The sequence below is a fragment of the Bacteroides oleiciplenus YIT 12058 genome (genome assembly GCF_000315485.1).
GTDB lineage: Bacteria > Bacteroidota > Bacteroidia > Bacteroidales > Bacteroidaceae > Bacteroides > Bacteroides oleiciplenus.
Genome location: NZ_JH992941.1, coordinates 1,345,037 through 1,370,152, shown reverse-complemented (window position 1 = coordinate 1,370,152; position 25,116 = coordinate 1,345,037). Strand labels below are relative to the sequence as shown.

Below are 25,116 nucleotides of genomic sequence, written 5' to 3'. Positions count from 1 at the left end.
TGATAAGTGATAAACGAAGAGAATAATGAAGAAACTTCTTATCTTAATGATATGTGTAGGTGCCATGACTTCCATGCAGGCACAAAACATGGGCAACGCAGCTGCCCGCAAGTTACAAATGGCAGAGTTTGCTATTGCCAACCTGTATGTAGACTCGGTAGACGAAAATAAGCTGGTGGAAGAAGCTATTATCCGCATGTTGGCACAGCTCGACCCGCACTCCACATACAATGACGCCGAGGAAGTGAAAAAGATGAACGAACCTCTGCAAGGCAATTTCGAAGGTATAGGCGTGCAGTTTCAGATGATAGAAGACACCTTATTAATTATACAGCCCGTCAGCAACGGTCCCTCTGAAAAGGTAGGTATCCTGGCAGGTGACCGTATCGTTGCAGTAAACGACAGCGCCATTGCCGGCGTGAAGATGTCCACAGAAGATATTATGGCACGCTTGCGTGGCCCAAAGGACTCGGAAGTAAAACTGACCATTGTTCGCCGCGGAGTAGACGACCCTTTGCTCTTCACCGTAAAACGTGATAAAATACCTATTCTCAGTCTGGACGCTTCTTATATGATACAGCCTAAAACAGGTTATATCCGCATCAACCGTTTCGGCGCCACTACCGCCGAGGAATTCACGGCAGCCCTCAAAGAACTACAAAAACAGGGAATGAAGGACTTGATACTTGACCTGCAAGGCAACGGTGGCGGTTATCTGAATGCAGCTATCGACCTTGCCAACGAATTCCTGCAACAGAAAGAACTTATTGTATATACCGAAGGAAGGACCTCACAACGCAGCAACTTCTACGCCAGAGGTACAGGTAACTTCAAGAACGGACGCCTTATCGTGTTGGTCGATGAATATTCCGCTTCTGCAAGTGAAATCGTGACCGGTGCCGTACAGGATTGGGACAGAGGTTTAGTTGTAGGCCGCCGCACTTTCGGCAAAGGTTTAGTTCAACGCCCCATCGACCTGCCCGACGGTTCTATGATACGTTTGACTATCGCTCGTTATTATACCCCTTCCGGCCGTTGCATCCAGAAGCCTTACGATCATACCGCTAATCTGGATGGCAGAAGCCTCAGAAAAGATGATGGTCAGGAGAAATACAATATGGATTTGGTAGAACGCTTCAACCGCGGAGAGATGATGCATGCCGACAGCATCCACTTCCCCGACTCACTGAAGAATTCAACCAAGAAGCTGAAACGCACCGTATATGGTGGTGGTGGTATCATGCCCGATTATTTTGTACCGATTGACACCACCCAATACACTGACTACCACCGGAACCTTGTAGCCAAAGGCGTTGTCATCAAAGCAACAACGAAGTACATAGAAAATCACCGGAAAGAGTTACAGGAGAAATACAAGAAGTTCGACTCCTTCAACAATAAGTTCGAGATAGACGAACAAATGCTTGCAGACATACGCGCTGCTGCCGAGAAGGAAAAGATTGAGTTCAACGAAGAGCAATACAACAAGTCACTGCCCTTGATAAAGACACAGTTGAAAGCCTTGATTGCCCGTGACCTCTGGGATATGAATGAATATTTCCAAGTAATAAACACTACGAACAATAGCGTACAACAAGCTTTAGAACTGCTGAATACCAATAAATATCAGGAAATTCTGAATTAATTGCCGAATAACCATTTATTCAGCCAACGATTCACATAGATATTGACTACCGCACATCCGGCTCCGATGACTGCACCCGCCAGTACATCGGACGGATAGTGCACACCTTCATTCATGCGGGATACCCCAACAGAACATGCCCATAAGGCGGAAGGAGCTATCACATACCACTTGGGATACCTCACACAGAGCGAAGTTGCCAATGCAAAAGCTGTTGCCGTATGTCCCGAAGGAAAGGAAGGACTGGTTTCGTGACTATAAGCATGCACCTGATCGGGATAACGGTCGAATGGGCGTTCACGATCTATAAGATATTTCATACCATAAGTCACCACAAAAGCACCGGCAACACTGGTTCCTACGTATATGGCATCTTTCAATAATTCACGGTCTTTTTTTATCCAGGCAGCCAATGCCATCGCTACAGGAACTCCCACGGCAATATAAGGTTCTGTACGAGAAATTATTTTATTATAATTACGAATAAATTTACCATCCCAGCTATTTATTTGATGTAAAGTATTAATATCCCAATTCTGTGCAGAAATACTGAATACAACCAACGATGCAAAAAATACAAAAAAAATAGTCCTTTTCATGCAGTCTTTCTTATAGTTTGCTGCAAAGATAGATGATTTTGTTAGAGTATTCACAAAAAAATTCTATCTTTGTTGCCATAAATTTAGTAATTCGTCCTATATTTCATGACAAAAGACACTCTTTGCACACGGCAAGTAGATTGTAGTCTGTGCCCGAAAGTTTCTGAGGGGACGTTGGCATACCGCCAATATCCTCAGGGGCAGCATTTCTCTGCGGAGAAGTGCACACAAAACTGCATGATTTTTGTGATAAAGGGTGAGTTGCTGATAAATAGCAACGAATACCCTGGAACTACACTCCAAAGTAGACAATGTGTTTTGCAAGCTATCGGTTCAAAAATGGAGTTATTGGCACTAACCGATGTGGAATATATCGCTTATTGGTTTACGGAACTTCCACTTTTATGTGAGGACCGCTATAAAGAGATTCTGGAACGCTCCGAAGCTCCACTGACCTACACGCCATTGATAGCCAACGCAAAACTGGAACGTTTACTGCACGATATCGTCGATTATTTCAAAGAACAACCTTCTGCTTGCGGAAAATACCTTGACCTCAAACGTCAGGAACTGGTTTACATATTAACCTGCTATTATCCGCTACGCCAGATAAGTACTTTCTTCTATCCCATCAGTACTTATACTGAAAGTTTCCATTATTTCATTATGCAGAACTACGACAAGGTGAAGAATGTGGAAGAATTCGCCCATTTAGGAGGATACACCACCACTACATTCCGTCGCTTGTTTAAAAATATGTATAATGTACCTGTATACGAATGGATATTGGACAAGAAGCGTGAAGGTATTCTGAACGACTTGCAATTTACCAAACAACGTGTTTCCGTAATCAGTGCGCGGTATGGTTTCGACTCCTTATCCCACTTTGCCCACTTCTGCAAAGATTCCTTTGGAGACACGCCCCGAGCCCTGCGGAAACGTGCTGCCAGCGGGGAAAAAATCACCATTATCAAAGAAAAAGGGGACGACTCGGCAAGGGAACAAGCTGACAGGGAAGATTAATCCATTCCCTGTCAGTTTGTTCCCTTACCGTCTGTCAACTTCTATCTTTCCCTTGAATTACGGAATTATTTCTTTAATTCCTTGTTTAATCAATGTATTTCATCTATTTTTGCGGGAAATTAGCAGGAAACTCTAAAGAAAAGCAAATTTTCTAACTATTAAATAATTTAAATTCAATCATTTATGTGGTTAAGTAATTCATCTGTAGGAAGGAAAGTGGTGATGAGCGTTACCGGTATCGCCCTTGTCCTGTTTCTGACGTTTCACATGGCGATGAACCTGGTTGCATTAATCTCGGCAGAGGGATACAACATGGTTTGTGAGTTCCTGGGAGCAAACTGGTATGCCTTGGTGGCTACGGTAGGTTTGGCTGCCCTTTTCATCATTCACATCATCTACGCCTTCTGGCTGACGATGCAGAACCGCAAAGCGCGCGGTAACGAACGCTATGCTGTAGTAGATAAACCTAAGACTGTGGAATGGGCTTCTCAGAATATGCTCGTGTTGGGTCTTATCGTAATCGTAGGCTTGGGTCTTCACCTGATTAATTTCTGGGCAAAGATGCAACTTCCCGAGTTGATGCACAACATGGGTATGTATGCCGATGCAACTACGCTGGAATTTGCCGCTAACGGTGTTCATCACATTGAAAACACATTCAGCAATCCGGTATACGTAGTGCTTTACCTCATTTGGCTGGGTGCATTATGGTTCCATCTGACTCACGGTTTCTGGAGCTCCATGCAATCTCTGGGCTGGAACAACAAAGTATGGATTAACCGTTGGAAATGTATTTCTAACATCTACTCCACTATCGTTGTTGTATGCTTCGCCCTGGTAGTTGTCGTATTCTTTGCAAAATCATTGATGTGCGGCGGTGCTTGCTAATTTGTAAATTGTAAACGATTAAAATGTAATAGCATTATGACTAAGATAGATTCAAAAATTCCGGAAGGACCGGTGGCTGAGAAATGGACCAACTACAAAGCTCACCAGAAATTAGTTAACCCCGCCAACAAACGTCGTTTGGATATCATCGTGGTAGGTACGGGATTGGCAGGTGCTTCTGCCGCCGCTTCACTCGGTGAAATGGGTTTCAGAGTATTCAACTTCTGTATTCAGGATTCTCCACGCCGCGCACACTCCATCGCTGCACAGGGTGGTATCAACGCTGCTAAAAATTACCAAAACGACGGTGACTCTGTTTACCGCCTGTTCTATGATACTGTAAAAGGTGGTGACTATCGTGCCCGCGAAGCTAACGTTTATCGCTTGGCAGAAGTATCCAACGCCATCATCGACCAATGTGTGGCACAAGGTGTTCCTTTCGCCCGCGAATACGGCGGCCTGTTGGATAACCGTTCTTTCGGTGGTGCTCAGGTATCACGCACATTCTATGCCAGAGGCCAAACCGGACAGCAATTGTTGCTGGGTGCATACTCTGCACTGAGCCGCCAGGTAAACGCAGGTACTGTAAAACTATACACCCGCTATGAAATGCAGGACGTTGTCCTCATCGACGGACGTGCACGCGGTATCATTGCTAAAGACCTCGTTACCGGTAAACTGGAACGTTTCGCTGCCCACGCAGTAGTTATCGCTACCGGTGGTTACGGAAATGCTTACTTCCTGTCTACCAACGCTATGACTTGTAACTGTACGGCTGCTATATCTTGCTACCGTAAAGGTGCATGGATGGCTAACCCGGCTATGGTACAGATTCACCCCACTTGTATTCCTGTTCACGGTGACAAGCAGTCTAAACTGACTTTGATGTCGGAATCTCTGCGTAACGACGGTCGCATCTGGGTTCCGAAGAAGAAAGAAGATGCTGTAAAACTCCAGAAAGGCGAAATTAAGGGAAGCGATATACCCGAAGAAGACCGCGATTATTACTTGGAACGCCGCTATCCGGCATTCGGTAACTTGGTTCCGCGCGACGTTGCCAGTCGTGCTGCTAAGGAACGTTGCGATGCAGGTTTCGGTGTGAACAATACAGGCTTGGCAGTATTCCTCGATTTCTCTGAGGCTATCAGCCGCTTAGGCATTGATATTGTTCTTCAACGTTATGGCAACCTCTTCGATATGTATGAGGAAATCACTGACGTTAATCCGGGTGAACTGGCAAAAGAAATTGCCGGTGTGAAATATTATAATCCGATGATGATCTATCCGGCTATCCACTACACAATGGGTGGTATCTGGGTTGACTACGAACTGATGACTTCTATCAAGGGTCTGTTCGCTATCGGTGAATGTAACTTCTCTGACCACGGTGCTAACCGTCTCGGTGCTTCTGCATTGATGCAAGGTCTGGCTGACGGTTACTTCGTATTGCCTTATACTATCCAAAACTATTTGGCCGACCAGATTACAGTTCCCCGTTTCTCTACCGACCTGCCTGAATTTGCAGCAGCAGAGAAAGCTATTCAGGAAAAAATCAACTGGATGATGAACATCAAGGGCAAGAAGTCTGTAGACTCTATCCACAAGGAACTGGGTCATGTGATGTGGGAATTTGTAGGTATGGGTCGTACAGCAGAAGGTTTGAAGACCGGCATCGCCAAACTGAAAGAAATCCGCAAGACATTCGAAAAAGACCTGTTTATCCCGGGAGACAAGGAAGGTATGAACGTAGAGTTGGATAAAGCTATCCGCCTGTACGACTTCATCATCATGGGTGAATTGGTTGCTTACGACGCTCTGAACCGTAACGAAAGCTGCGGTGGTCACTTCCGTGAAGAATACCAGACTGAGGAAGGTGAAGCAAAACGTGATGATGAAAATTTCTTCTACGTTGCTTGCTGGGAATATCAAGGCTCCGACGAAAAAGCTCCTGAGTTGCTGAAAGAACCGTTGGTTTACGAAGCAATCAAGGTACAGACTCGTAACTATAAGAGCTAATCGGGAAGTTGAACATTTAAAGAATTAAAGAAAATGGATAAAAATATAAGTTTCACACTGAAAGTATGGCGCCAGAAAGGTCCAAAGGCAAAAGGCGCTTTCGAAACATACCAAATGAAAGATATCCCCGGTGACACTTCATTCCTCGAAATGTTGGATATCTTGAATGAGCAACTGATTGCTGAAGGTAATGAACCAGTTGTATTCGATCATGACTGTCGCGAAGGTATCTGCGGTATGTGTTCGCTCTACATCAACGGACATCCGCATGGCCCTGCAACCGGCGCTACTACCTGTCAGATTTACATGCGTCGTTTCAACGATGGCGATACCATTACTGTTGAGCCGTGGCGTTCTGCCGGTTTCCCGGTAATTAAGGATTTGATAGTAGACCGTACAGCTTATGACAAGATTATGCAAGCCGGTGGTTACGTGAGCATACGTACAGGTTCTCCTCAGGATGCCAACGCTATCCTGATCCCGAAACAGATTGCTGACGAAGCTATGGATGCTGCTGCTTGCATCGGTTGCGGTGCTTGCGTAGCTGCATGTAAGAATGGTTCTGCTATGTTGTTCGTTTCTGCCAAAGTTAGCCAGTTGAACTTGCTGCCGCAAGGTAAACCGGAAGCATTGCGCCGTGCGAAAGCAATGTTGAGCAAGATGGATGAACTCGGATTTGGTAACTGTACTAACACTCGCGCTTGCGAAGCTGAGTGTCCGAAGAATATTTCTATCAGCAACATCGCTCGCTTGAATCGTGACTTCATCATCGCAAAACTGAAAGACTAAACAGCCCTTTCTACATTTGATTAATATCACCAACTCCTCTGCCGGGCAACTGGCAGAGGAGTTTTCATATACTTATAGCCCGAAAGGTAGCGAAGAAGTCTTTTCAGTTATTCTATACCGGATTTGCTAAAGACAGAATTACCGTAAAACAACTACCCCTTCCCACTTCAGACTGCACCTCTATGCGCCCGACCAACCTCTCGATAATAACCTTACAGATAGAAAGTCCCAACCCGCTTCCCTGTTCAAACTCATCAGCTTTATAGAAACGGTCAAAAATCATCATGAGTTCTTTTTCTTCAATGCCTTTGCCAGTATCCTCCACATATATACTAATCTGATTATGGTTTTTATCTGCTTTGCATCCTAATGTTATCGCACCATTCCGGGTAAACTTATTCGCATTATTCAGGAAGTTGAAAATAACCTGACTAAAGCGCAAACGATCTATATTGACAGGCAGAGAGGCCTTTTCATCCAGTTCCAGCCGGAAATGCAGTGAAGGCTGGATCAAGGATTGATAAGTCATATAAATCTCCTTCACAATTTCCACCATGTTCCACTCTTTAATCTCAAAGTTCATATTTCCGGAGTCCAGACGGGATATTTCCACTACGTCATTAATAAGTTTCAGAAGCAGTTCGTTGTTACGATTGATAAGTTCGAGCATAGCTTCCCGCTCTTCCGGTTCAATCTCGTCAGCGCCTTCACCTACCAACAAGTTCGTAAAGCCAACAATAGCATTGAGCGGAGTACGGATTTCATGACTCATATTATTAAGGAAAGACTGTTTCAATTCGGCTTTTTCTGCTATCCGTTTGGCCAGAATAAGCTGCTCCTCACGCTCCACCTGTTCCTGAACATCTTGCATGATACCCGCCAGCATTATCTTTCCTTTAGCATCTTTCAGGCTGCGGCACCGGAGTTCATACCAACGGTAATCATCCTTTTTTTCGCCAAAGCAGAAACGTACACGCTGCACCTGCATATCTGTAGACTGATGCAGTGTTTCATACAATGAATTCAATAACGGCACATCATCCGCATGTGCATACTTCAGGAAATCCATTCTCACAAAGCTCCGCTGCTCCAGTCCCACCAGACGAGTATAATTTTCATCAAATTCAATAATATCACCCCCTTGTATATTCCACAGTGAGACCCGGCCTCCATCTGTAGAAAGAGTCAGGCGCTTATGAGCCTCTTCAAGCATCTCCATATTCTCACGTGCAATCCGGGAATGCCGGCGCATACGCAACAGACTGATTAATACAAGAATAAAAGCAAGAACAAACACCCCGACCAGAAGATAAAGTTCTTCACGATAATGGTCGTAGAGTGGGTAATTGATGATACGCACACCTTTCGGCACATTCTTCATATGGTAGCTGCTATGAGCAGAAAAATAAGTCCAATCGAGTACATATTCTTTCTCCAAATCCCTGATTTTAGGCATGCCCATTTTCTCCTTATTCATCAGGCGGACTGAAAAATCAGCTGCAGACCGGGCGGAAATCTCATCCGTAGCCATGTAGCCACCCACAATCTTAGTACCTTCCCCGAAACCCTCGCGGATACAACTGAAAGAGGGAACATTCATAGCTTTAACTATCGGGAGTGCCATCATATCAAACTTATCCAGCAGGAATACCTGTTTGCCCTGGTCAGTTCTCGACTTCTCCATCATAACGAGCAAGGAAGTCCCCTTAATATATCGGAAAGGGCAAAGGCTTATGGTCAATTTCTCCTTCTTGAAACGTTGCCTTGCCACAGCGGGTTTCAGATTGTAGTACTCAATCATTTCTTGCAATTTCTTGTACTGAAGTTGTGCGGAGAAAGCCGATTCATAACCTAAAACCTGCACATTCCTCCTGTCGATGAACCGAGTAAACAAGTCGAAAGATTTATGTCCAAGAATGGTCAGGTCTACATTGTAGATAATCTCCATGTCTACATTTGGGTGCAATAATGTAATAAAATCCAGGTTACGTTTAAAATCCGGCGTATCCCGTAACACATAGACTCTACTACGTTCATATTCTCCTATCAGTTTTTCATCAGGAAAATGAACGTTACAAGCCACCACAGGAATAGAAGAAAGCAATTGATGACGAGTGGCAAGCAAGGCGAATGTAGACTGGTCACCTACCGTAAGGATAAGGTCTACCTCGTTGTTTCTGACAATCTCAAGATAAGTCCTCATACTTTCTATCTCATCTTTCGTGCTGAGATGATTACAATCCAGATAGAACTTATCAAATACAGGTTCTATTCCCTGTTTTCTGAATTCCTGCTGCAGGAGTTCCTCAAAATTCCCGTAGCCGCCATCATTAGAAGAAAAAGAATAAATAAGTGAAATATGTTTTTCCAACCGATGGTTAATAGTATACCACTGTTTAAAGTTTACTCCGCATAGGAAAGCACATAGCAGAAAAACAAAGGCAAATATATATTTAAGTTTGTCGGTTTTCATTATAGAATTAACACCAAGCAAAAATACTATAAATTCTACGAAAAAAGAACGTTTTCCCTTTATAATAATATTGAATACAACCAAAACTCCCTATTTTTGTGGCTACTTACAATAATACAGAAAAACGTGCACAAATTCTGGACTCTATTACTGCTCTTATTGGTCCCGACTATTCTATTTGCTCAAAAAACAAGAACAGTCAAAGGGCAAGTGTGCACCGTGACAGAGAATAAAGATGGTAAAGAACCTCTGCCCTATGCAAGTGTAGTTATTCTGACCAGCAAAGACTCAACTTTTGTAAAAGGAGCTGCAAGCGATGCGAATGGTCACTTCAATCTTCAATTCATTCCACAAAAAGGAACAGAATACTTATTAAAAACTTCATATACGGGAATGCAATCCGTTTTCCACAAACTGGACGACCAATCTTCCACCATCAATTTCGGTAGCATCCTGCTGAAAGAAGGCATTGAACTGGGAGAAGTTACAGTCAAAGGACAAATTCGTGAGATGGACCAGGTAGGAGACACTACGGTTATCAATGCCACAGCCTACAAAACTCCGGAAGGCTCATACCTCGAAGCACTCGTGAAACGTATCCCCGGAATGGAATACGACAGCGTAAACAAAACGCTGAAATACAACGGACTACCCATCAAAGAAATCAACGTGAATGGTGAGCCCTTCTTTGCCGGAGACAACCGTATGGCATTGGAAAACCTGCCTGCAAACATCATCAGTAAAATAAAAGTGTATGATAAGAAGAGTAAACTGGAAAAACTGACAGGGGTCAAAACCGGAGATGAGAATTATGTGCTCGACCTGCAAACCAAAGAGGAGTTCAACGGCACCCTGCTAGCATCCGGAAAAGCCGGATATGGCAATAACAACAAGAAAGACTTTGACCTGCAAGGCAATTACTTCCAGAAGAACGGAAACAACCTCTCCGTAATGGCCCATTCCGGCAATCTCGACATGAAGACCAGCTACAAAGATAACATACAGGAGAACGTCGCCATGAATTTCATGAAGAAGTTCAGCGAGAAGTTGAGCATCAATGGGAATCTGATGTATTATCATAACAATCAGGGCAGTGAATCCTCCACATACAACGAGCAGTACCTGACGAGTGGAAACAAATACCAATACTCTGCCGGAGACAATGCGAACCGCAGTCGCAATATGAATGCGACAATGGGCCTGAGCTGGCAGATAGACACCATGACTTTCGTGCACGTCTTCGGTAATTTCAGTCTCATCCGCAATAATAGCACCAACAATAGCCGCCAAGCCACGTTCAATGAAAATCCCCATCTGAATATACTGGATCCTTTCAGCGGTATCGACCATGTGCCCGATGACCAGAAAATCAATGATATTGCCATGAATTCACTGATGCAAGGCAATCAGCAGCGCTACTCCTTCCACGCCAACATCATGCGCCGACTAAACAAAAAAGGTAGTTCCATAGGCCTGACAGCCCAGTACAATAGCAACAAGGGTGAAAACGAAAACTATTCCATCTCCTCAACCACCTACTATCAACTGAAGAACAGCGCAGGAAAGGATTCCGTACTTTATCGTAATCAATACTCATCTTCCCTTTCACCCAATCGGGAACAAGGTATCGGACTGATGTTCGTGCACCCATTCACAAAGCAACTGCGCTCACAGCTTTCGTATAACTTCAACTACAGTAAGCAACAAGATGACCGCAATACATACGATCTGTCCACCTTTATGGAAGAGACGGAGGAAAAAGTAGGTTTCCTGCCACCGGGATATGAAGCACACTACATTGACAGCCTTAGCAACCGAAGCCACAGCAGTACTTTGCAACATGCGGTAGATTTCTATCTCAACTACTCCGACACAATATGGAACATAAACCTGGGGCTGTCCGTGCAGCCCGAACGACGCACTTTAGATCAGAAAACCGGTTTGCAGAGAGCTGATACTGCCATTCACTCTGTCGGCTTCCGTCCAACTCTGAGAGTCTCGTGGCAGAAAAGGAAAAACAGGCTAACCCTGAGTTATTTCGGGAACACTTGGCAACCTTCCTTACAGGATTTGATTTCACCAACCAACAACAGTGATCCGCTGAATATCACGCGAAGTAACCCCAACCTGAAACCGACCTACGACCAATATTTCCGATTGGAAGCACAGAACACCGATAAAGGTATCTTTGCCTCGCTGAACCTGCAAAACAGAATCAACAGCCAAACCCGTGCAGTGACCTACAACCAGCAGACGGGTGGGCGCGAAACTTATCCGGTCAATATTAACGGAAACTGGAGTGCAGGCAGCATGCTGCGCTATCAGAAGCGTATCAAAAGTTTCGGCATCAATGCCAATGCCGGAAGCAATCTGTCTCAAAACGTCGGCCTCATCAACGAGAATCAAACCGAGCAACCGGAACGCAGCACCACTCATAACACCGGGCTAAACAGCGAACTACGTTTCTCCTACCAGCCTAAATGGGGCAATTTTGAACTAAATGGGAGATGGAATTTTCAGCAATCCAGCAACTCACTCTTAGAAACAAATACTTACACCCGCAATTACAGCTTCGGGTTAAATACATTTGCCGATCTCCCGGGAAGCATACAACTGAAAACGGATGCTAATTACTCTTTCCGAAACGGTACAAACATCAAAAAGGGAGACGACGACCAGCTTGTCTGGAATGCAAGCGTCACATGGCGTTTCCTGAAAAAGAAACAAGCTGAACTATCAGCCAACTGGGTAGATATACTCAGCCAACAGAAGAATTATTATCGCGGCACAATGGCAGATGGATTGTATGAACGCCACACTCAACAAATAGGGAGCTATTTCATTATTTCAATGAAGTACCGTTTCAATCAGCCGCTCCGCAAATAACGGATACTGTCTTTCTCGCACATTTATGCAGGATGACTCTGCCGTAAACCACGGGGAGAAGAGCCGAAGTTCTTCTTGCAGAAATTGGAGAAGTGGGGCAGAGACTCGAAGCCATATTTATAGCAGATTTCGGAAATGGTGGCTTCTGTGTAACGAAGCTCATAGACGATGCTTTCTTTGCGTTTCTCCATCATCCATTCATAAACAGGTTTGTGGAAAACAGAGTTAAAGATGCGCCGGAAGGTGGTGGTGCTGTATCCTCCCAACTGGGCAAGTTCTTCCACAGTCTTCACTTTGGCATGGTTTTGCAGGACGAAATACTGGAAAGTGGAGGTGTACTTAGAAAGTGGATGCACCAGCATGGAGAGGTCGTAGTCCGAATAAAATTGTCCGAGGATGAAGGCAAGTTCTTTCCTTTTAAAAGAGAGTAGTTCGCGACAAATTCTTTTTTCTGTCAGATAGGACTTCGAAGCTTCCAGAAAGTAGTTCAATTCAGGGATTATCTTTAAAGGGGAGAAGATGAGCGGCGGGGTTACCTCTGCCATAATATGCTTATAACGTTGCTCGCAGAATTGCTCCGGCTGATTGAAGCGGTAACAAACACATTCGGCATCTGTCAGTGCAAGGACTTCATACTTTGAACCAATGGCTTGAAGAATGAATTCTCCGGCATGCAATACGGTTCCGGCATACTCCTGACTGTTGATAAGCACTTCTCCTTTCAATAGGAAAATCATGATGTTTTCTTCGCATTTTTGAGCTGGGAGGTGGAAGCCTCTGGGATGAGAAGCGTATATTATGGAGTTGTCCACAGCCTTCGGACATTCCTGACACGGTATGGTCGCCCCACAGACGGAGTAATCATGCATTGTAGATTGAATGTTTTTGTTTGTTATTGTGCCGCAAAAATATGAATATTTTATTGAGATACAAAAAAATCCCCGAAGACTTTTTTAGGGGAAAGTCTTCAGGGAAAGGAAATATAGCTATAGAATTAGTTTAAGGATTTACAGGGGTATCATCATCTGTATTCCAAGGACCAACCTCAGGAGCAAAGCTGATAGTAGCTCCTTCACTTGACAAAGTTAAGGTATAGCGTACTTTTTTACCTGCTTCCCAAGCTGCTTTGTTATTCAAGCTTATTTCAGCATCAGTAACCGCATCAATTTGAACATCATCAGCATTATAAACATTATAACTAATTTTAATCTTAGAGTCGGCAGTCATAGTCTGTGGCATCAACATTAAAGCACCTTTGGGTTGATCTAAAGTTGCTATTGTAGTACCTGAAACAGGAGCATCTTTAGCAGTAGGATAAACATAGGTTCCTGCTGTTCCTGTAGCATTCCACGCACTATTTGCAAATGAATAAATACCTGTATTGGCAACTCCTTCAATTGATATTGAAGATATCGTATATTTCAAATCAACATTGGAGCCTTTTGCTGAAAAATTCACTTGAGTGAGCGCATGAAGGAATGGAAGCTGTACAGCACTCTCAGTTTTCTCTTGATTATATAATTGTGCTACTACAAAATCTTTCTGTTTAGAAGCATCATTATTTATAGTATAAGTAATAGTTGGATAAATATCACTATCGTTCAACTTATATGTAGCACTTGCATCAGTTGCATATGCAAAGAACTGCACATAACCATTAAAAGGCCAATAATATGGACCACCTGCTAATTCCCACTTTGTAGTATATGTAGCAACTGCACCATCCATAAAAGGAGTTCCCAATCCTTTAGCAACGACACCATTCATTTTTGTTTCACCTGTATTATAAGCATACACAGTAAAACCACTCTTCTGCAAAGAATCAATAGTTGTCACAGCAGCTCTTGTAGTCTTACTTACTATTGTTCCAAAGTTAATCTCCGCTTTGTTACCAACATTCTCAATCTCTTCATTTTGCGTGCAACCTACGATTGCCAAAGCAGCAACGGCTGCCAATAAAATCTTCTTCATAATCGTTTGTATTATAAGTTAATATATTATTTCTTCATTTTCATTCTACGGGCAATTCCACATTCGTCTCATCGTCCCAGTCTCCTACATCGCCTCCGATGCCTCCGCCTCCACCGGGAGGAACTTCCACATCATCCACCTCAATCTCCTCATCAATCGGTATCTCTATATCCGTTTCCGGTTCTTCTTCACCGCCCGAAGGAGGAGTAGGAGGAGCCACAGCTTTTGTAATATCAACCTTAACCTCCTGAACCGTATTATCCACCTTTATCAGCAACAACTTCATCACCACCTCTCCGCCTGAGCGGGTACTCGTGAACGTTGGTGCAGAGAAAGCCGAGAAACTGCCACGCAATACATCATCACCTCTGTTGGCCTCTACATAAATCGGTGCAATGCTGGACGTACAAGTACCATCACTTATACAATAAGAACCATTCATTCCATCTACGTTGCAGACAATGCTTGCCACATTCTTCAGTCCCTTCACCTTTATTTCAAAAGAATAGTGCTTGACTACCAATTTCGGTTGAAACTCCATCAACAACACATCCTCACTCTTTTCTATTCTCATATCATTCATACTTACTACATACAAAGGGTCAGGTGCCCACACCATTTTTTCGCTTGTTTCAAGACCCGAACAACATCCCGTATAAGCCTCAATCGTTTCATACGCTCCATCGCCGCGAATCTGCACACACTCCGTGTTATAATTGTAAATCACCATGTCATAATATCCCGGAGGCACTTTCACTTCACCCCCCTCCACCGACAGGTAACTCTCTACCTTTCTTCCTTCTTCGCTCTTCGGATAGAAGATGACCCGCATACCTTCGGGCAACTCATCCGTCACTCCCTCCCAATTGAACTTTATCTGTACCCCACTGACGGGATAATCATCCAGTATGTCTCTGAAGCTGCATCCTGCCAAGAGTACCGATAGTCCGGATAGAAGCAAAAGAAACATATACATCATATTCCTCATAGCTTTCACCTCCTACGCTTAATGAGCCACACCAAAGAGATTTTGGCTTTTGTGGGACCAATAAAATGATAGCGCCCGCTACTTGTCCAAATCAAATCACCTTCGTAAGTAGTGTACTTGCGGTATTCCGTCTCCAGATAACCAATGCCCACGCTGAACTCAAGAGCCAGATGCCGGGTCAATTGGCGACTATATCCATAAGTCAGACCGGAAGCTGCATAATGATTGCCCCGATACCCTTTATCTTTTTTCAGTTGGAAATCATACACTCCCCCTTCGGCATATACTCCCACGAAATGTCCCGTCAATTGGTCGCGCTTCTTGCGGTTTCCCAGCCACAGGCGAGCCTCAGCGCCTCCCGAAAGAAGCTGATAACAGGAACCGCGCCCATTGTCCGACCACCAGGGACACTTATATTCAACATTCAAAGACCACCGCCGTCCTACCGGCAATTCTACTTCCAAATTTGGAGCCAGTGCCAAATCATACAGCAGATTGTTTTTTATAGCTAATACCGTCCTATTTTTAAATTCTCTCTTTTTCTTATTTTTTATTGCAGCGGAAATAGGCACTGGCTCCATTTTCAGTATCGGCAGACTATCTGCGGGCAACGATAATTTTATTATGAACAAATCACTTTCTATCTCTTCCGCCTTCTCTATCCTCGGAAATATATGTTCCGATAAATAAACCCAGGCTTTACCTTCATTCAATCGGCACAGTAACTTCATCAGTTTCCCGAAGTCTCCGTAATGATACCTTATCAGCGTCAGAACTTCATCCCGGTCCGGAACCTGCGAGTCGTCCGTTATCCATTGATAAACTCTCCCCCATGTTTCGGGTTGTACCATCCGGTCTCGTACTTTGCAAGTATCGGCATTCGCCGCGTATCTTTCGGCGCACGCCTCTTCTTTTCCTAATATCAAAAAAAAGAGTATTAAGAGTATATATGAACCGACGCGAACCCTCATAACTTTGCTTTGTATAGAGGCAAAAATATACTATAAAAATCATACAAAATAAAGATTTCATAACTCTTTTCGGGGGGTGAAAGGTTCTGTGAAACGAATGAAACAGATTTGCAACTTTGCAGTAAACATTCCCGCAATTGTAGTTGCATATACCTCCCTGAATGCAGGATTTACAGATAATAATGAAGCCTTTACAAGTGAATAATTATACTATTTATTTACTCCATTGAAGTATCAGGTACATACCCGAACCGTATCAGGCCCGTACCAAGACCGTACCAAGTCCGTAAAAAGAGGACCCTATACGGAGATGACACGGAGCAGATACGGAGCAAATACAGAAGAAGCACGGACTTCGCACGGACTTGAGCACATCAGCATACTATCAAAAAGACAACTCGTGTGCGAGAACAGTGAATATCCGTGAAAGAATTCTAAAAGAAACGGTAAACATAAGCTATAATTTGGAAGAAATACAGTAAACGGTTACATTTGCAATGTGATTTTTTTCATAGTATTAGATTTAAGGTTAACAAAGGTTGGAGTACAGCGGTACTCCTTTTTTTTGCCCTATTGCCGGATGCGCTGCATAGTCAAAGCAAACGTCCGTTCCCGCTTGCATAAATCCATCCCTTTTCATCGTCCGTAATCTCCTATATATGAAGTGTTTATTCCTAAAGCTTTCAGAACGCATTCCTGAAGCTTTCAGAACACGTTCTACAAACTTACTGAATACGTTCGGCAAGCTTTAGGAATGTGTATGCCATAGCTGCGGAACAAAAGCGACCTTACTATTCGGTTATTTCGGAAATTATTAATAATATTGTAACCTGATTACCATAAGCACCAGGCATACCTTTGAAGCCTAAATCAATAGTATATGATTGAAAACGATGAAATAAATCGATTGCTACAATCACTGACGGAAGGTTCCTTTCCGGCATTCGAGAAGTTATATAATTTGTATAGCGGCAAGCTGTACAACTTCATGATGCGCATTTCCTCCGGCAATCAGTATATGGCAGAAGAGGTGGTGCAGCAGACGTTTATCCGCGTATGGGAGGTGCGGGAGCGGATAGACCCGACTGAAAACTTCATCTCCTACCTCTGCACCATAGCCCGCAATATGTCGATGAATATGTATCAGCACCAGACGGTGGAATACATCTATACCGAATACCTGTTGAAAAGTAGTTCCGACCGCGACCAACAGACGGAAGAAAGCACCGACCTGCGCTTCCTGAACGATTACATCGACTCACTGGCCGAAGAACTACCCCCTTCTCGCAAGAAGATTTTCCTGCTCAGCAAACGCCAAGGCTACACTAACAAGGAGATAGCCGGGATGTTGGGCATTTCAGAGAGCACCGTTGCCACCCAATTGTCGCTGGCCGTGAAGTTCATGCGCGAACAATTCATTAAGCATTACGATAAGCTGATTCTCATCCTATGGGCCTTTTTTGTTAACGAAATGCAATAATAATGGCATCATTGGACAAGAGGATGGAAGTAACTGTATACACATATAGAAATAAGTAAGAGAAGATGGAAAAAGAATATTATAAGAACTTAGCCGAGAAGTACTTCGCAGGAGACATCACAGAAGTGGAAATCAGCGAACTGGCAGGATGGATACGCAACAATGCCCAACTGGCAGGATGGTGGGAGAAAGAATTTGAGAAATCCGCCGCCGACATCAATCCCGCCCTGCGCGATAAGATGTTTGCCAGGATTAAGATGGAAGTCCTCAAAGAATCTTCCGGCATCTCTGAGTCTCGCACACCACAACAGCCCGCCGTGAAGCGCACTCCGGACAAAGCACTGATTCCCGCCTGGGCAAGGTGGGCGGCTATGATTTGCATTCCCATCTGCATCGCCTTCTTCACTTACAATATTCTGAGTATCTCCAATACCGATAAAGCCCGTTCCCCCTTCATTGTGAAAGCCGACAAGGGCGATAAAGCCACTGTAGTTCTACCTGATGGTACAGACGTCATCCTGAACTCTGCCTCCCAACTCAGCTATCTGAGCGACTTCGGAACAAACGAACGCCGGGTGCAACTGGAAGGAGAAGGTTACTTCAAAGTGGCACACGACATCCGCCGCACCTTCATCGTGCAGGTGGGCGAACTGGAAGTTAAAGTAATGGGTACGGTATTCAACGTCTGCGCCTACAGCAACGACCAGGATGTGACTGTCGTCCTGCTGGAAGGAAAAGTCGGTATTCACACACCATCCACTTCTACCACCCTAAGTCCCGGAGAAAAGATAAACTATAACAAGTCCACCCGCAAACTGAGTACTGAGAAAGTCTACCCCGACGACTACGTAAGTTGGACGAAAGGCAACCTCTACTTCCAGAACGAATCTCTGGAGAATATCATGAAAGCCCTTTCCCGGGTCTACGACGTCACGATACGCATCGACTCACCCAAGATATCAGAAGAACGTTTCACCGGCACTATCCCCGGTGGAGGTATACAGAACGCTTTGAACATCGTCATGCTGACTTCTCCATTCCGCTACGAAGTGGAGGATTCAGTCATTATATTAAAGGAGAAATAGCCGTTGGTTTGTTAATGTGAGTTAAAAGAGGACAGCCGCTTGGACAGCGACACAAGGAAGCCTGTATACCTATCAAACCAACTTAATTTATTTGATATGAAAAACAGGAAACCAAAGAATCTAAGAACTATGCGGGCGCTTTGCCTCACCTTGTTCTTGAGTGTATCATTCAATCTCTTCTCGCAGATCACCGTCACTGTGGAAAACACGCCGTTGCGTGCCGCATTGAAAAAGATTGAGCAGGTAAGTGACTACAAGTTCTTCTACAACGAGAAGCTGGCAGGGCTCGATCAGCCTGTCTCCTTCAACGTAAGCAACGCCACCATCGAACAGACTTTGCAGAAAGTGCTGGCAGGAAAGGAGCTTACTTACAGAATGGAGAAAGACAATGTAGTAGTACTGTTGCAGAAGGAGGCTGTAAATCAGAAAACTAAGACGATTACCGGAACGATTGTCGATGAAAAGGGAGAAACGGTGATCGGAGCAAGCATCGCGGTGAAAGGAACCACTCTGGGCACCATCACCAATGTAGACGGCGAGTATACACTGGCCAATGTTCCGGAAGATGCACAAATTACCATTTCATTCATCGGTTACAAGACATTGGAGTTCAAGGCAGGTGACAGGGCTCTATCAAAAGTAACCTTGAAGGAAGATAGCGAGATGCTGGATGAAGTAGTTGTCGTAGGATACGGCGTACAACGCAAACGTGATGTTACGACTTCCATATCTTCAATGAAAGCCAGTGAATTGACTGCTCCGGTTTCCAGTGTCGACCAAGCCCTTGTCGGTAAAATGGCCGGTGTACAGGTGACACAACCCAATGGAATTCCCGGAGGCGGACTATCTATCAAAGTCAGAGGTAGTGGCAGTATTACTGCCGGTACAGACCTATTGTATGTAGTTGATGGTTTCCCGATGTCCAACGAAGCCGGCAGCGGAACAGGACAGAATGTATCCCCTCTAAGTTCAATCAACATGAATGACATTGAGTCTATTGAAGTATTGAAAGATGCTTCGGCGGCGGCAATTTACGGTTCAAGAGGTGCCAATGGCGTTGTTATCATTACCACCAAGCAAGGCAAAGAAGGTAAAAACCTGAAACCAACCGTACAATACGACGGTTATGCAGGCTTCCAGCAACGAACCAAAAAGATAGATATGCTGGATGCCTATGAATATGCATGGCTCTCTTATGACGGGCACAATAATGCTTACCTTGATTTGTTAGCAAGCAAAGGCATTGAAGGCAGTATCGACGACTCCAATGAGGTACGTAACCAGAAATTAGGGAATAAACCGGATGTAATCAATCAGGCATATTTGCTTCCTCCCGAGATTATGCCATATATTAATGGCAAAACCGGACTGACAAATACAGACTGGCAGGACGAAGTTATGAGAACCGGCCTTGTCACAAGCCATAATCTCTCCTTATCCGGAGGAAACAAAGCAGCCAGATATTTCATCTCCGGTAATTACATGAAAGAGCAAGGAATCGTTATCGGATCGGACTTTGAACAGATGGGAGCCAGAGGAAAAGTAGACGCCAACTATAAAAGATTCACATTTGGCACCAACCTTTCTTTTAATTACTCAGTATATAACATTGTTCCGACTGAAGACAGATATAAAGAAGAAACAATTGTGGCTTCAGCTTTAGCCATGTCACCCGTCATGCCGGTATACAATGCCGATGGATCTTATAATTTCGACCAATGGAACTGGCAGTATAGACATCCGCAAATCATTAACCCTGTAGCTCTGGCAAATGAAAAGGAAGATCAGATGAAACGCTACCGGTTCATGGGAAATGTTTACGGTGAGTATGAACTGTATAAGAACCTGAAGTTCAAGACAAGTTTTGGCGTGGACTTCAACAGCTATAGCCGCTCTTATTACAGACCCTCTACTCTACCGACTTCATTAGACAGACTTCCGCCCTCAGTACCTGAAGGTTCAAAACGGGATAAGAATATGTTGAACTGGATATGGGAAAACACACTATCATATACCACAACAATCAAAGGAGTACACAATCTGTCGGCCATAGCCGGATGGAGTGCACAGAAAGAATCCGTCAACACTTCATTAATTGCCGGTAATGGTTATCCCAATGACTTGGTACACACAATGAACGCAGCATCGGCCATCACAAGCTGGAGCGCAACAGCCTATGAATGGTCATTATTATCAGCCTTGGCACGTGTGCAGTATTCTTATAAAGGAAAATATCTACTCTCAGCCGCAATGCGTGCCGACGGTTCTTCCCGTTTCGGGAAAAACAATCGGTGGGGTATGTTCCCTTCAGCTTCTGCCGGATGGTATATCAGTGAAGAGGATTTTATGAAAGACATAAAGTGGCTTTCATCTTTGAAACTGCGGGCAAGCTATGGTATCAGTGGTAATTTTAATATAGGCAATTACGAGTATTACGCTACATTACAGGAAGACAATTATGTATTTGGGAAAGGTGATGGCGCTTTGTCCAGTGGTTTGCGCCCTGCAACAGCCGGAAATCCCGATTTAGGTTGGGAGAAGACAGCTATGTTCAATCTCGGTTTGGAGATAGGGCTGTTCAATATGCTGACATTGGAACTGGACCTGTATAATAGTAACACGACTGATATGTTACTGAATGTACCGGTTGTTGAATTCTCAGGATTTAGCACAGTACCCATGAATATCGGAAAAGTTAATAATAAAGGTGTTGAATTTGCCATTTCTACGACAAATACCTGGGGAGACTTCACATGGAACAACCGCTTTAATATATCTGCCAACCGCAATGAGGTAAAAGACCTCGGTGGTGCCGACGAGATGATTACCACCTCTGAGAGTGTCACTTTCATAACTAAAGTCGGAGAACCCATCGGTAATTACTACACCTTGGTAACAGACGGTGTATTTGCCAATCAGGCAGAAATTGATAATTCCCAGAATCCAGATAAGAGCCAGCGTAAATATGCTCACGTCAATGGTGCAAAACCTGGAGACTTCCGCTTTAAGGATATGGATGGCAATATGGAAATTGATGAAAACGACCGTACCATTACAGGTAATTATATGCCTGATTTCACATATGGCTTTTCCACGGAACTGAAATATAAATGGTTCGATCTTTCAGTTGCTTTACAAGGGGTGCAAGGTAATAAGATTGCCAATATATTCCGCCGTTACATTGACAATATGGAAGGAGGAAACAACTGTCAGGCAGATGCATTGAATCGTTGGCAGTCAGAAAACAATCCGGGTAATGGTCAGGTGATACGTGCAAATAGAAGTGCAACCGGTATGAATGGCACAACTTCTACCTGGCATATTGAAGATGGCTCTTATTTGAGAATTAAAAATATCACTTTTGGATATACTCTGCCAAAGTCATGGCTGACTAATGCAGGCATCAGCCGTGCCAGAGTCTATTTCTCAACTCAAAACCCTTTCACTTTCACTAAATACAGTGGATACAACCCGGAAGTAAATATGAAAGGAAATTCATTAACACCGGGCCTTGATTACGGAACATACCCTCTGTCTAAATCATTCGTATTCGGATTAAACGTAACCTTTTAAATAATCAAAATATGAAAATCAAATATTATATTGTAGCTTTTGCGTCTTTACTGCTCAGTGGATGCAGTGACTTTTTGGACCTGACACCTATATCCGAGGCATCCTCAGCAAATTATTATAAAAACACTTCAGATATAAACTCTGCCCTATCAGCCTGTTATGCTTCGCTACAGGGAACATATCAGTATGGAGAATATTTCATTTCGCTTATGGAATTAAGGTCCGATAATGTGGAAGATATTAATCCCGGCGGAGCAGCAGGCATGTTCTACTTCATAGACAACTTTACCGTCACATCCGGGAATAACGTCGTGCGGTATGCATGGAAAGAATTATATAACCAAATATACAGATGCAACAATGTACTGGCAAATATAGACGTAGTAACTAACGCCGACCTTAAAAAACAATATGAAGGAGAAGCCAGCTTCCTGCGGGCTTTGGCATATTTCAATATCGTCCGTCTTTGGGGAAATGCGCCTTTGATCCTGAAACCAGTGACAGCTGCCGAAGCTAAAGGTTACGGACGCAGTGCAATGTCAGAGATTTACAAAACTATAGAAGAAGATTTAGAAAGAGCATCCGGTATGCTTGTTTCTTCTTATGATGATGACAATCTGGGACGAGCCACCTCTGTAGCTGCCAAAGCATTACTGGCAAAAGTTTATCTGACACAACAGAAATGGCCCTCGGCAGCATCTTTGTTGGACAACATAATCAAAGACTACTCATCTCAATACGGGTTGCAGAATACCGTAGCGGATGTTTTTGATGTAAGCAAGGAAATGAACAAAGAAATCCTGTTTGCTGTCCGCTACTCAAAATCTGTTTTGGGAGAAGGACATGGATATAACGACTATTTTAAAGATAAATCAGTCATTGACAATCAACTTCTGGCATCCTATGGAAACACGGACGAACGCAAAGCAATGATTGAATATAAAAGGGTAGATGCCAATAATAATGTAATTGCCAAGTATTACGATACATTCGACGCTACCACGGCTAAGGTCGGATTTGATTTGCCATTACTCAGATGGGCGGATATACTGCTGATGTGTGCGGAAGCTCATAATGAAATCACTTACGAGGGTTCCGACACCAGCAAAGCACTGAACTGCCTGAATCTGGTTCGCAAACGCGCAAAAGCAGTAGAGTATAAAATAACGGACTTGAAAGACCAAAGTGCCTTTCGCAAGGCAGTATTAGAAGAACGCCGTTTAGAGTTCCCGTTCGAGTTGCATCGTTGGTTCGATTTAATCCGCACCGATACGGCAATAGAGGCCATGGCAAGAGTAGGTTTCACGATAACTAAAAATGAGTATTTATATCCGATACCCAAAACGGAGGTCGACCTGGTGAACAATCCGGAAACATTCCCCCAGAATCCGGGATATAATTAATCTGAGTATTTATCAAGTGAGGTTGTGCCAAAAGTATTGCACTATGTGTAGGCAAATAATCATTCGCCCGAAATGCACAAAGTGGCTTTTGGCACGCCCTTCTCTTTCAAACCTGAAAACATGAAATATATTTGGGGATTACTATTTGCCTTAGTAACCGTATGTGCTTCTTCGCAAGAATTACCTCAATGGAAAGAGGGTTATCTGGATATTCATCACATCAACACCGGAAAGGGAGATTGTACATTCTGCATATTGCCCGATGGAAGTACCATGCTGATTGATGCAGGAGACAATAACAGGACCGGTGAAAGAGTCGTTACCGCGAAACCTGACACCACCCAAAGGGCTGGTGAGTGGATTGCTGATTACATCCGCTTCTTCATCCCTAAGAACAAAGAATCTATTGATTATTATCTTCTGACGCATTATCATGCGGATCATATAGGTAGCTGGTTTCATAAAAAAGAGAATAAAGGCAGGTATTATCTGACCGGTATCTCTGAAGTATACCAGAGTTTTCCGGCCAGCGTCATTGTGGACAGAGGAGATGATTTCATGCCTCCTCCTGCAAAAGACTCTTGCTACGCCAACTATCATCAGTTTATAAACACAGTTATTGACCAAAGCAGACGTGAAACATTCTCAGTAGGCTCCTGCGAGCAGTTCAGATTATGCTATGAGCCGGAAAAGTACCCGTCTTTCTATGTACGAAACATATATGCTAATGGACAGATATGGAACGGAAAAGCAGGAAGCAGTTCATTATTTCCAACCCGGAAGAGCTATCCGCAAAAGGAAATGCCAAGAGAAAACATGTATAGTTGTGTCATAAAACTAAGTTATGGTTCGTTTGATTATTATACGGGAGGAGATATTCCCGGCTTTCCCCGTCCGGGACGTCCGAAGTGGCATGATATAGAAACTCCGGTTACCGATGTTGTAGGCAAAGTAGAAGTGGCTGTCTTAAATCACCATGGATATGAAGACGGAACCAATGAGAACTTTCTTCGGAATTTATCACCCCGGAACATTATTATGTCAACCTGGGATGCTTTACATCCCAACCATACTGTATTGCATCGCCTCTTCTCTAAAGAAATCTACCCGGAAGAACGAAATGTATTTTCCACCAATATGCATCCGGCCACTAAAATCGTCATCGGTGATATAGTCGACAGGATGGCATCACATCAAGGACATATCATGGTACGTGTGTATCCCGGAGGCGATGAATATCGCATGTATGTCTTTAATGACATGGTTCCCATATCGGAAAGCCGCATACTATATAAATCAGAAATATTTAAATGCATAAAATAATAA

17 protein-coding genes are annotated in these 25,116 nt (G+C 43.8%); 11 read left to right on the top strand and 6 right to left on the bottom strand.

From position 1 onward, the window contains the following. Window positions 1–25: 25 nt before the first annotated feature. Window positions 26–1,645 carry a S41 family peptidase gene (locus HMPREF9447_RS12900; RefSeq protein ID WP_009130184.1) on the top strand — a complete coding sequence of 540 codons (1,620 nt, stop codon included), beginning with the start codon at window positions 26–28 and terminating at the stop codon, window positions 1,643–1,645. Here HMPREF9447_RS12900 and HMPREF9447_RS12895 read toward each other — a convergent pair. Continuing rightward, window positions 1,642–2,244 carry a phosphatase PAP2 family protein gene (locus HMPREF9447_RS12895; protein WP_044138077.1) on the bottom strand — a complete coding sequence of 201 codons (603 nt, stop codon included), beginning with the start codon at window positions 2,242–2,244 and terminating at the stop codon, window positions 1,642–1,644. The genes HMPREF9447_RS12900 and HMPREF9447_RS12895 overlap by 4 nt on opposite strands. 105 nt (window positions 2,245–2,349) lie before the next feature. Here HMPREF9447_RS12895 and HMPREF9447_RS12890 point away from each other — a divergent pair, with 105 nt between their 5' ends. From HMPREF9447_RS12890 to HMPREF9447_RS12875, 4 genes are all read left to right on the top strand, one after another. Then, window positions 2,350–3,267, top strand: a complete 918-nt coding sequence (locus tag HMPREF9447_RS12890; RefSeq protein ID WP_009130182.1) for a helix-turn-helix domain-containing protein — start codon at window positions 2,350–2,352, stop codon at window positions 3,265–3,267. Window positions 3,268–3,450: 183 nt separating this feature from the next. Continuing rightward, the gene (locus HMPREF9447_RS12885) at window positions 3,451–4,155 is read left to right on the top strand and encodes a succinate dehydrogenase/fumarate reductase cytochrome b subunit (protein WP_009130181.1); all 705 of its coding nucleotides are present in this window, start codon (window positions 3,451–3,453) and stop codon (window positions 4,153–4,155) included. Window positions 4,156–4,191: 36 nt separating this feature from the next. Further along, window positions 4,192–6,171, top strand: a complete 1,980-nt coding sequence (locus HMPREF9447_RS12880; RefSeq protein WP_009130180.1) for a fumarate reductase/succinate dehydrogenase flavoprotein subunit — start codon at window positions 4,192–4,194, stop codon at window positions 6,169–6,171. Window positions 6,172–6,204: 33 nt separating this feature from the next. Beyond that, complete coding sequence (locus HMPREF9447_RS12875) at window positions 6,205–6,960, top strand: succinate dehydrogenase/fumarate reductase iron-sulfur subunit (protein ID WP_009130179.1); 756 nt, start codon at window positions 6,205–6,207, stop codon at window positions 6,958–6,960. 112 nt (window positions 6,961–7,072) lie between these two features. Here HMPREF9447_RS12875 and HMPREF9447_RS12870 read toward each other — a convergent pair whose 3' ends face one another. Then, window positions 7,073–9,433, bottom strand: coding sequence for a sensor histidine kinase (locus tag HMPREF9447_RS12870; RefSeq protein WP_044138177.1), 2,361 nt, complete (start codon window positions 9,431–9,433; stop codon window positions 7,073–7,075). Between the two features lie 126 nt (window positions 9,434–9,559). Here HMPREF9447_RS12870 and HMPREF9447_RS12865 point away from each other — a divergent pair, with 126 nt between their 5' ends. Continuing rightward, window positions 9,560–12,319, top strand: a complete 2,760-nt coding sequence (locus tag HMPREF9447_RS12865; protein WP_009130177.1) for an outer membrane beta-barrel protein — start codon at window positions 9,560–9,562, stop codon at window positions 12,317–12,319. A 23-nt stretch (window positions 12,320–12,342) separates the two neighbouring features. On the opposite strand, the gene HMPREF9447_RS12860 is transcribed toward HMPREF9447_RS12865, so the two are convergent. From HMPREF9447_RS12860 to HMPREF9447_RS12845, 4 genes are all read right to left on the bottom strand, one after another. After that, window positions 12,343–13,188: a helix-turn-helix domain-containing protein gene (locus HMPREF9447_RS12860; protein WP_009130176.1), complete on the bottom strand. Its 846-nt coding sequence runs from the start codon at window positions 13,186–13,188 to the stop codon at window positions 12,343–12,345. Between the two features lie 130 nt (window positions 13,189–13,318). Further along, window positions 13,319–14,290, bottom strand: a complete 972-nt coding sequence (locus HMPREF9447_RS12855) for a fimbrillin family protein (protein ID WP_009130175.1) — start codon at window positions 14,288–14,290, stop codon at window positions 13,319–13,321. Window positions 14,291–14,330: 40 nt separating this feature from the next. After that, window positions 14,331–15,278: a DUF5119 domain-containing protein gene (locus tag HMPREF9447_RS12850; RefSeq protein ID WP_044138076.1), complete on the bottom strand. Its 948-nt coding sequence runs from the start codon at window positions 15,276–15,278 to the stop codon at window positions 14,331–14,333. Between the two features lie 5 nt (window positions 15,279–15,283). Beyond that, complete coding sequence (locus tag HMPREF9447_RS12845; protein WP_009130173.1) at window positions 15,284–16,249, bottom strand: DUF3575 domain-containing protein; 966 nt, start codon at window positions 16,247–16,249, stop codon at window positions 15,284–15,286. An 880-nt stretch (window positions 16,250–17,129) separates the two neighbouring features. On the opposite strand from HMPREF9447_RS12845, the gene HMPREF9447_RS12840 reads away from it, so the two are divergent. The 5 genes from HMPREF9447_RS12840 (at window position 17,130) to HMPREF9447_RS12820 (ending at window position 25,113) form a co-directional block, all read left to right on the top strand. Continuing rightward, complete coding sequence (locus HMPREF9447_RS12840) at window positions 17,130–17,729, top strand: RNA polymerase sigma-70 factor (RefSeq protein WP_009130172.1); 600 nt, start codon at window positions 17,130–17,132, stop codon at window positions 17,727–17,729. A 65-nt stretch (window positions 17,730–17,794) separates the two neighbouring features. Next, a complete protein-coding gene (locus HMPREF9447_RS12835) occupies window positions 17,795–18,814 on the top strand; it encodes a FecR family protein (protein ID WP_009130171.1) in 1,020 nt (339 codons plus the stop codon). A 96-nt stretch (window positions 18,815–18,910) separates the two neighbouring features. Next, window positions 18,911–22,387 (top strand): TonB-dependent receptor, encoded by a 3,477-nt coding sequence (locus HMPREF9447_RS12830; protein WP_044138075.1) that lies wholly within the window; start codon window positions 18,911–18,913, stop codon window positions 22,385–22,387. Between the two features lie 11 nt (window positions 22,388–22,398). Continuing rightward, window positions 22,399–23,790 (top strand): RagB/SusD family nutrient uptake outer membrane protein, encoded by a 1,392-nt coding sequence (locus HMPREF9447_RS12825; protein ID WP_009130169.1) that lies wholly within the window; start codon window positions 22,399–22,401, stop codon window positions 23,788–23,790. A 120-nt stretch (window positions 23,791–23,910) separates the two neighbouring features. Beyond that, the gene (locus HMPREF9447_RS12820; protein WP_044138175.1) at window positions 23,911–25,113 is read left to right on the top strand and encodes a ComEC/Rec2 family competence protein; all 1,203 of its coding nucleotides are present in this window, start codon (window positions 23,911–23,913) and stop codon (window positions 25,111–25,113) included. Window positions 25,114–25,116: the final 3 nt, after the last annotated feature.

Excerpts from the sequence above, each read along its gene's own strand:
- HMPREF9447_RS12855 (WP_009130175.1), bottom strand. The coding sequence starts at position 14,290 with ATGAAGAAGATTTTATTGGCAGCCGTTGCTGCTTTGGCAATCGTAGGT.
- HMPREF9447_RS12850 (WP_044138076.1), bottom strand. The coding sequence starts at position 15,278 with ATGAGGAATATGATGTATATGTTTCTTTTGCTTCTATCCGGACTATCG.
- HMPREF9447_RS12880 (WP_009130180.1), top strand. The coding sequence starts at position 4,192 with ATGACTAAGATAGATTCAAAAATTCCGGAAGGACCGGTGGCTGAGAAA.
- HMPREF9447_RS12845 (WP_009130173.1), bottom strand. The coding sequence starts at position 16,249 with ATGAGGGTTCGCGTCGGTTCATATATACTCTTAATACTCTTTTTTTTG.
- HMPREF9447_RS12900 (WP_009130184.1), top strand. The coding sequence starts at position 26 with ATGAAGAAACTTCTTATCTTAATGATATGTGTAGGTGCCATGACTTCC.
- HMPREF9447_RS12875 (WP_009130179.1), top strand. The coding sequence starts at position 6,205 with ATGGATAAAAATATAAGTTTCACACTGAAAGTATGGCGCCAGAAAGGT.
- HMPREF9447_RS12830 (WP_044138075.1), top strand. The coding sequence starts at position 18,911 with ATGAAAAACAGGAAACCAAAGAATCTAAGAACTATGCGGGCGCTTTGC.
- HMPREF9447_RS12885 (WP_009130181.1), top strand. The coding sequence starts at position 3,451 with ATGTGGTTAAGTAATTCATCTGTAGGAAGGAAAGTGGTGATGAGCGTT.
- HMPREF9447_RS12825 (WP_009130169.1), top strand. The coding sequence starts at position 22,399 with ATGAAAATCAAATATTATATTGTAGCTTTTGCGTCTTTACTGCTCAGT.
- HMPREF9447_RS12820 (WP_044138175.1), top strand. The coding sequence starts at position 23,911 with ATGAAATATATTTGGGGATTACTATTTGCCTTAGTAACCGTATGTGCT.
- HMPREF9447_RS12890 (WP_009130182.1), top strand. The coding sequence starts at position 2,350 with ATGACAAAAGACACTCTTTGCACACGGCAAGTAGATTGTAGTCTGTGC.
- HMPREF9447_RS12895 (WP_044138077.1), bottom strand. The coding sequence starts at position 2,244 with ATGAAAAGGACTATTTTTTTTGTATTTTTTGCATCGTTGGTTGTATTC.
- HMPREF9447_RS12870 (WP_044138177.1), bottom strand. The coding sequence starts at position 9,433 with ATGAAAACCGACAAACTTAAATATATATTTGCCTTTGTTTTTCTGCTA.
- HMPREF9447_RS12860 (WP_009130176.1), bottom strand. The coding sequence starts at position 13,188 with ATGCATGATTACTCCGTCTGTGGGGCGACCATACCGTGTCAGGAATGT.
- HMPREF9447_RS12840 (WP_009130172.1), top strand. The coding sequence starts at position 17,130 with ATGATTGAAAACGATGAAATAAATCGATTGCTACAATCACTGACGGAA.
- HMPREF9447_RS12835 (WP_009130171.1), top strand. The coding sequence starts at position 17,795 with ATGGAAAAAGAATATTATAAGAACTTAGCCGAGAAGTACTTCGCAGGA.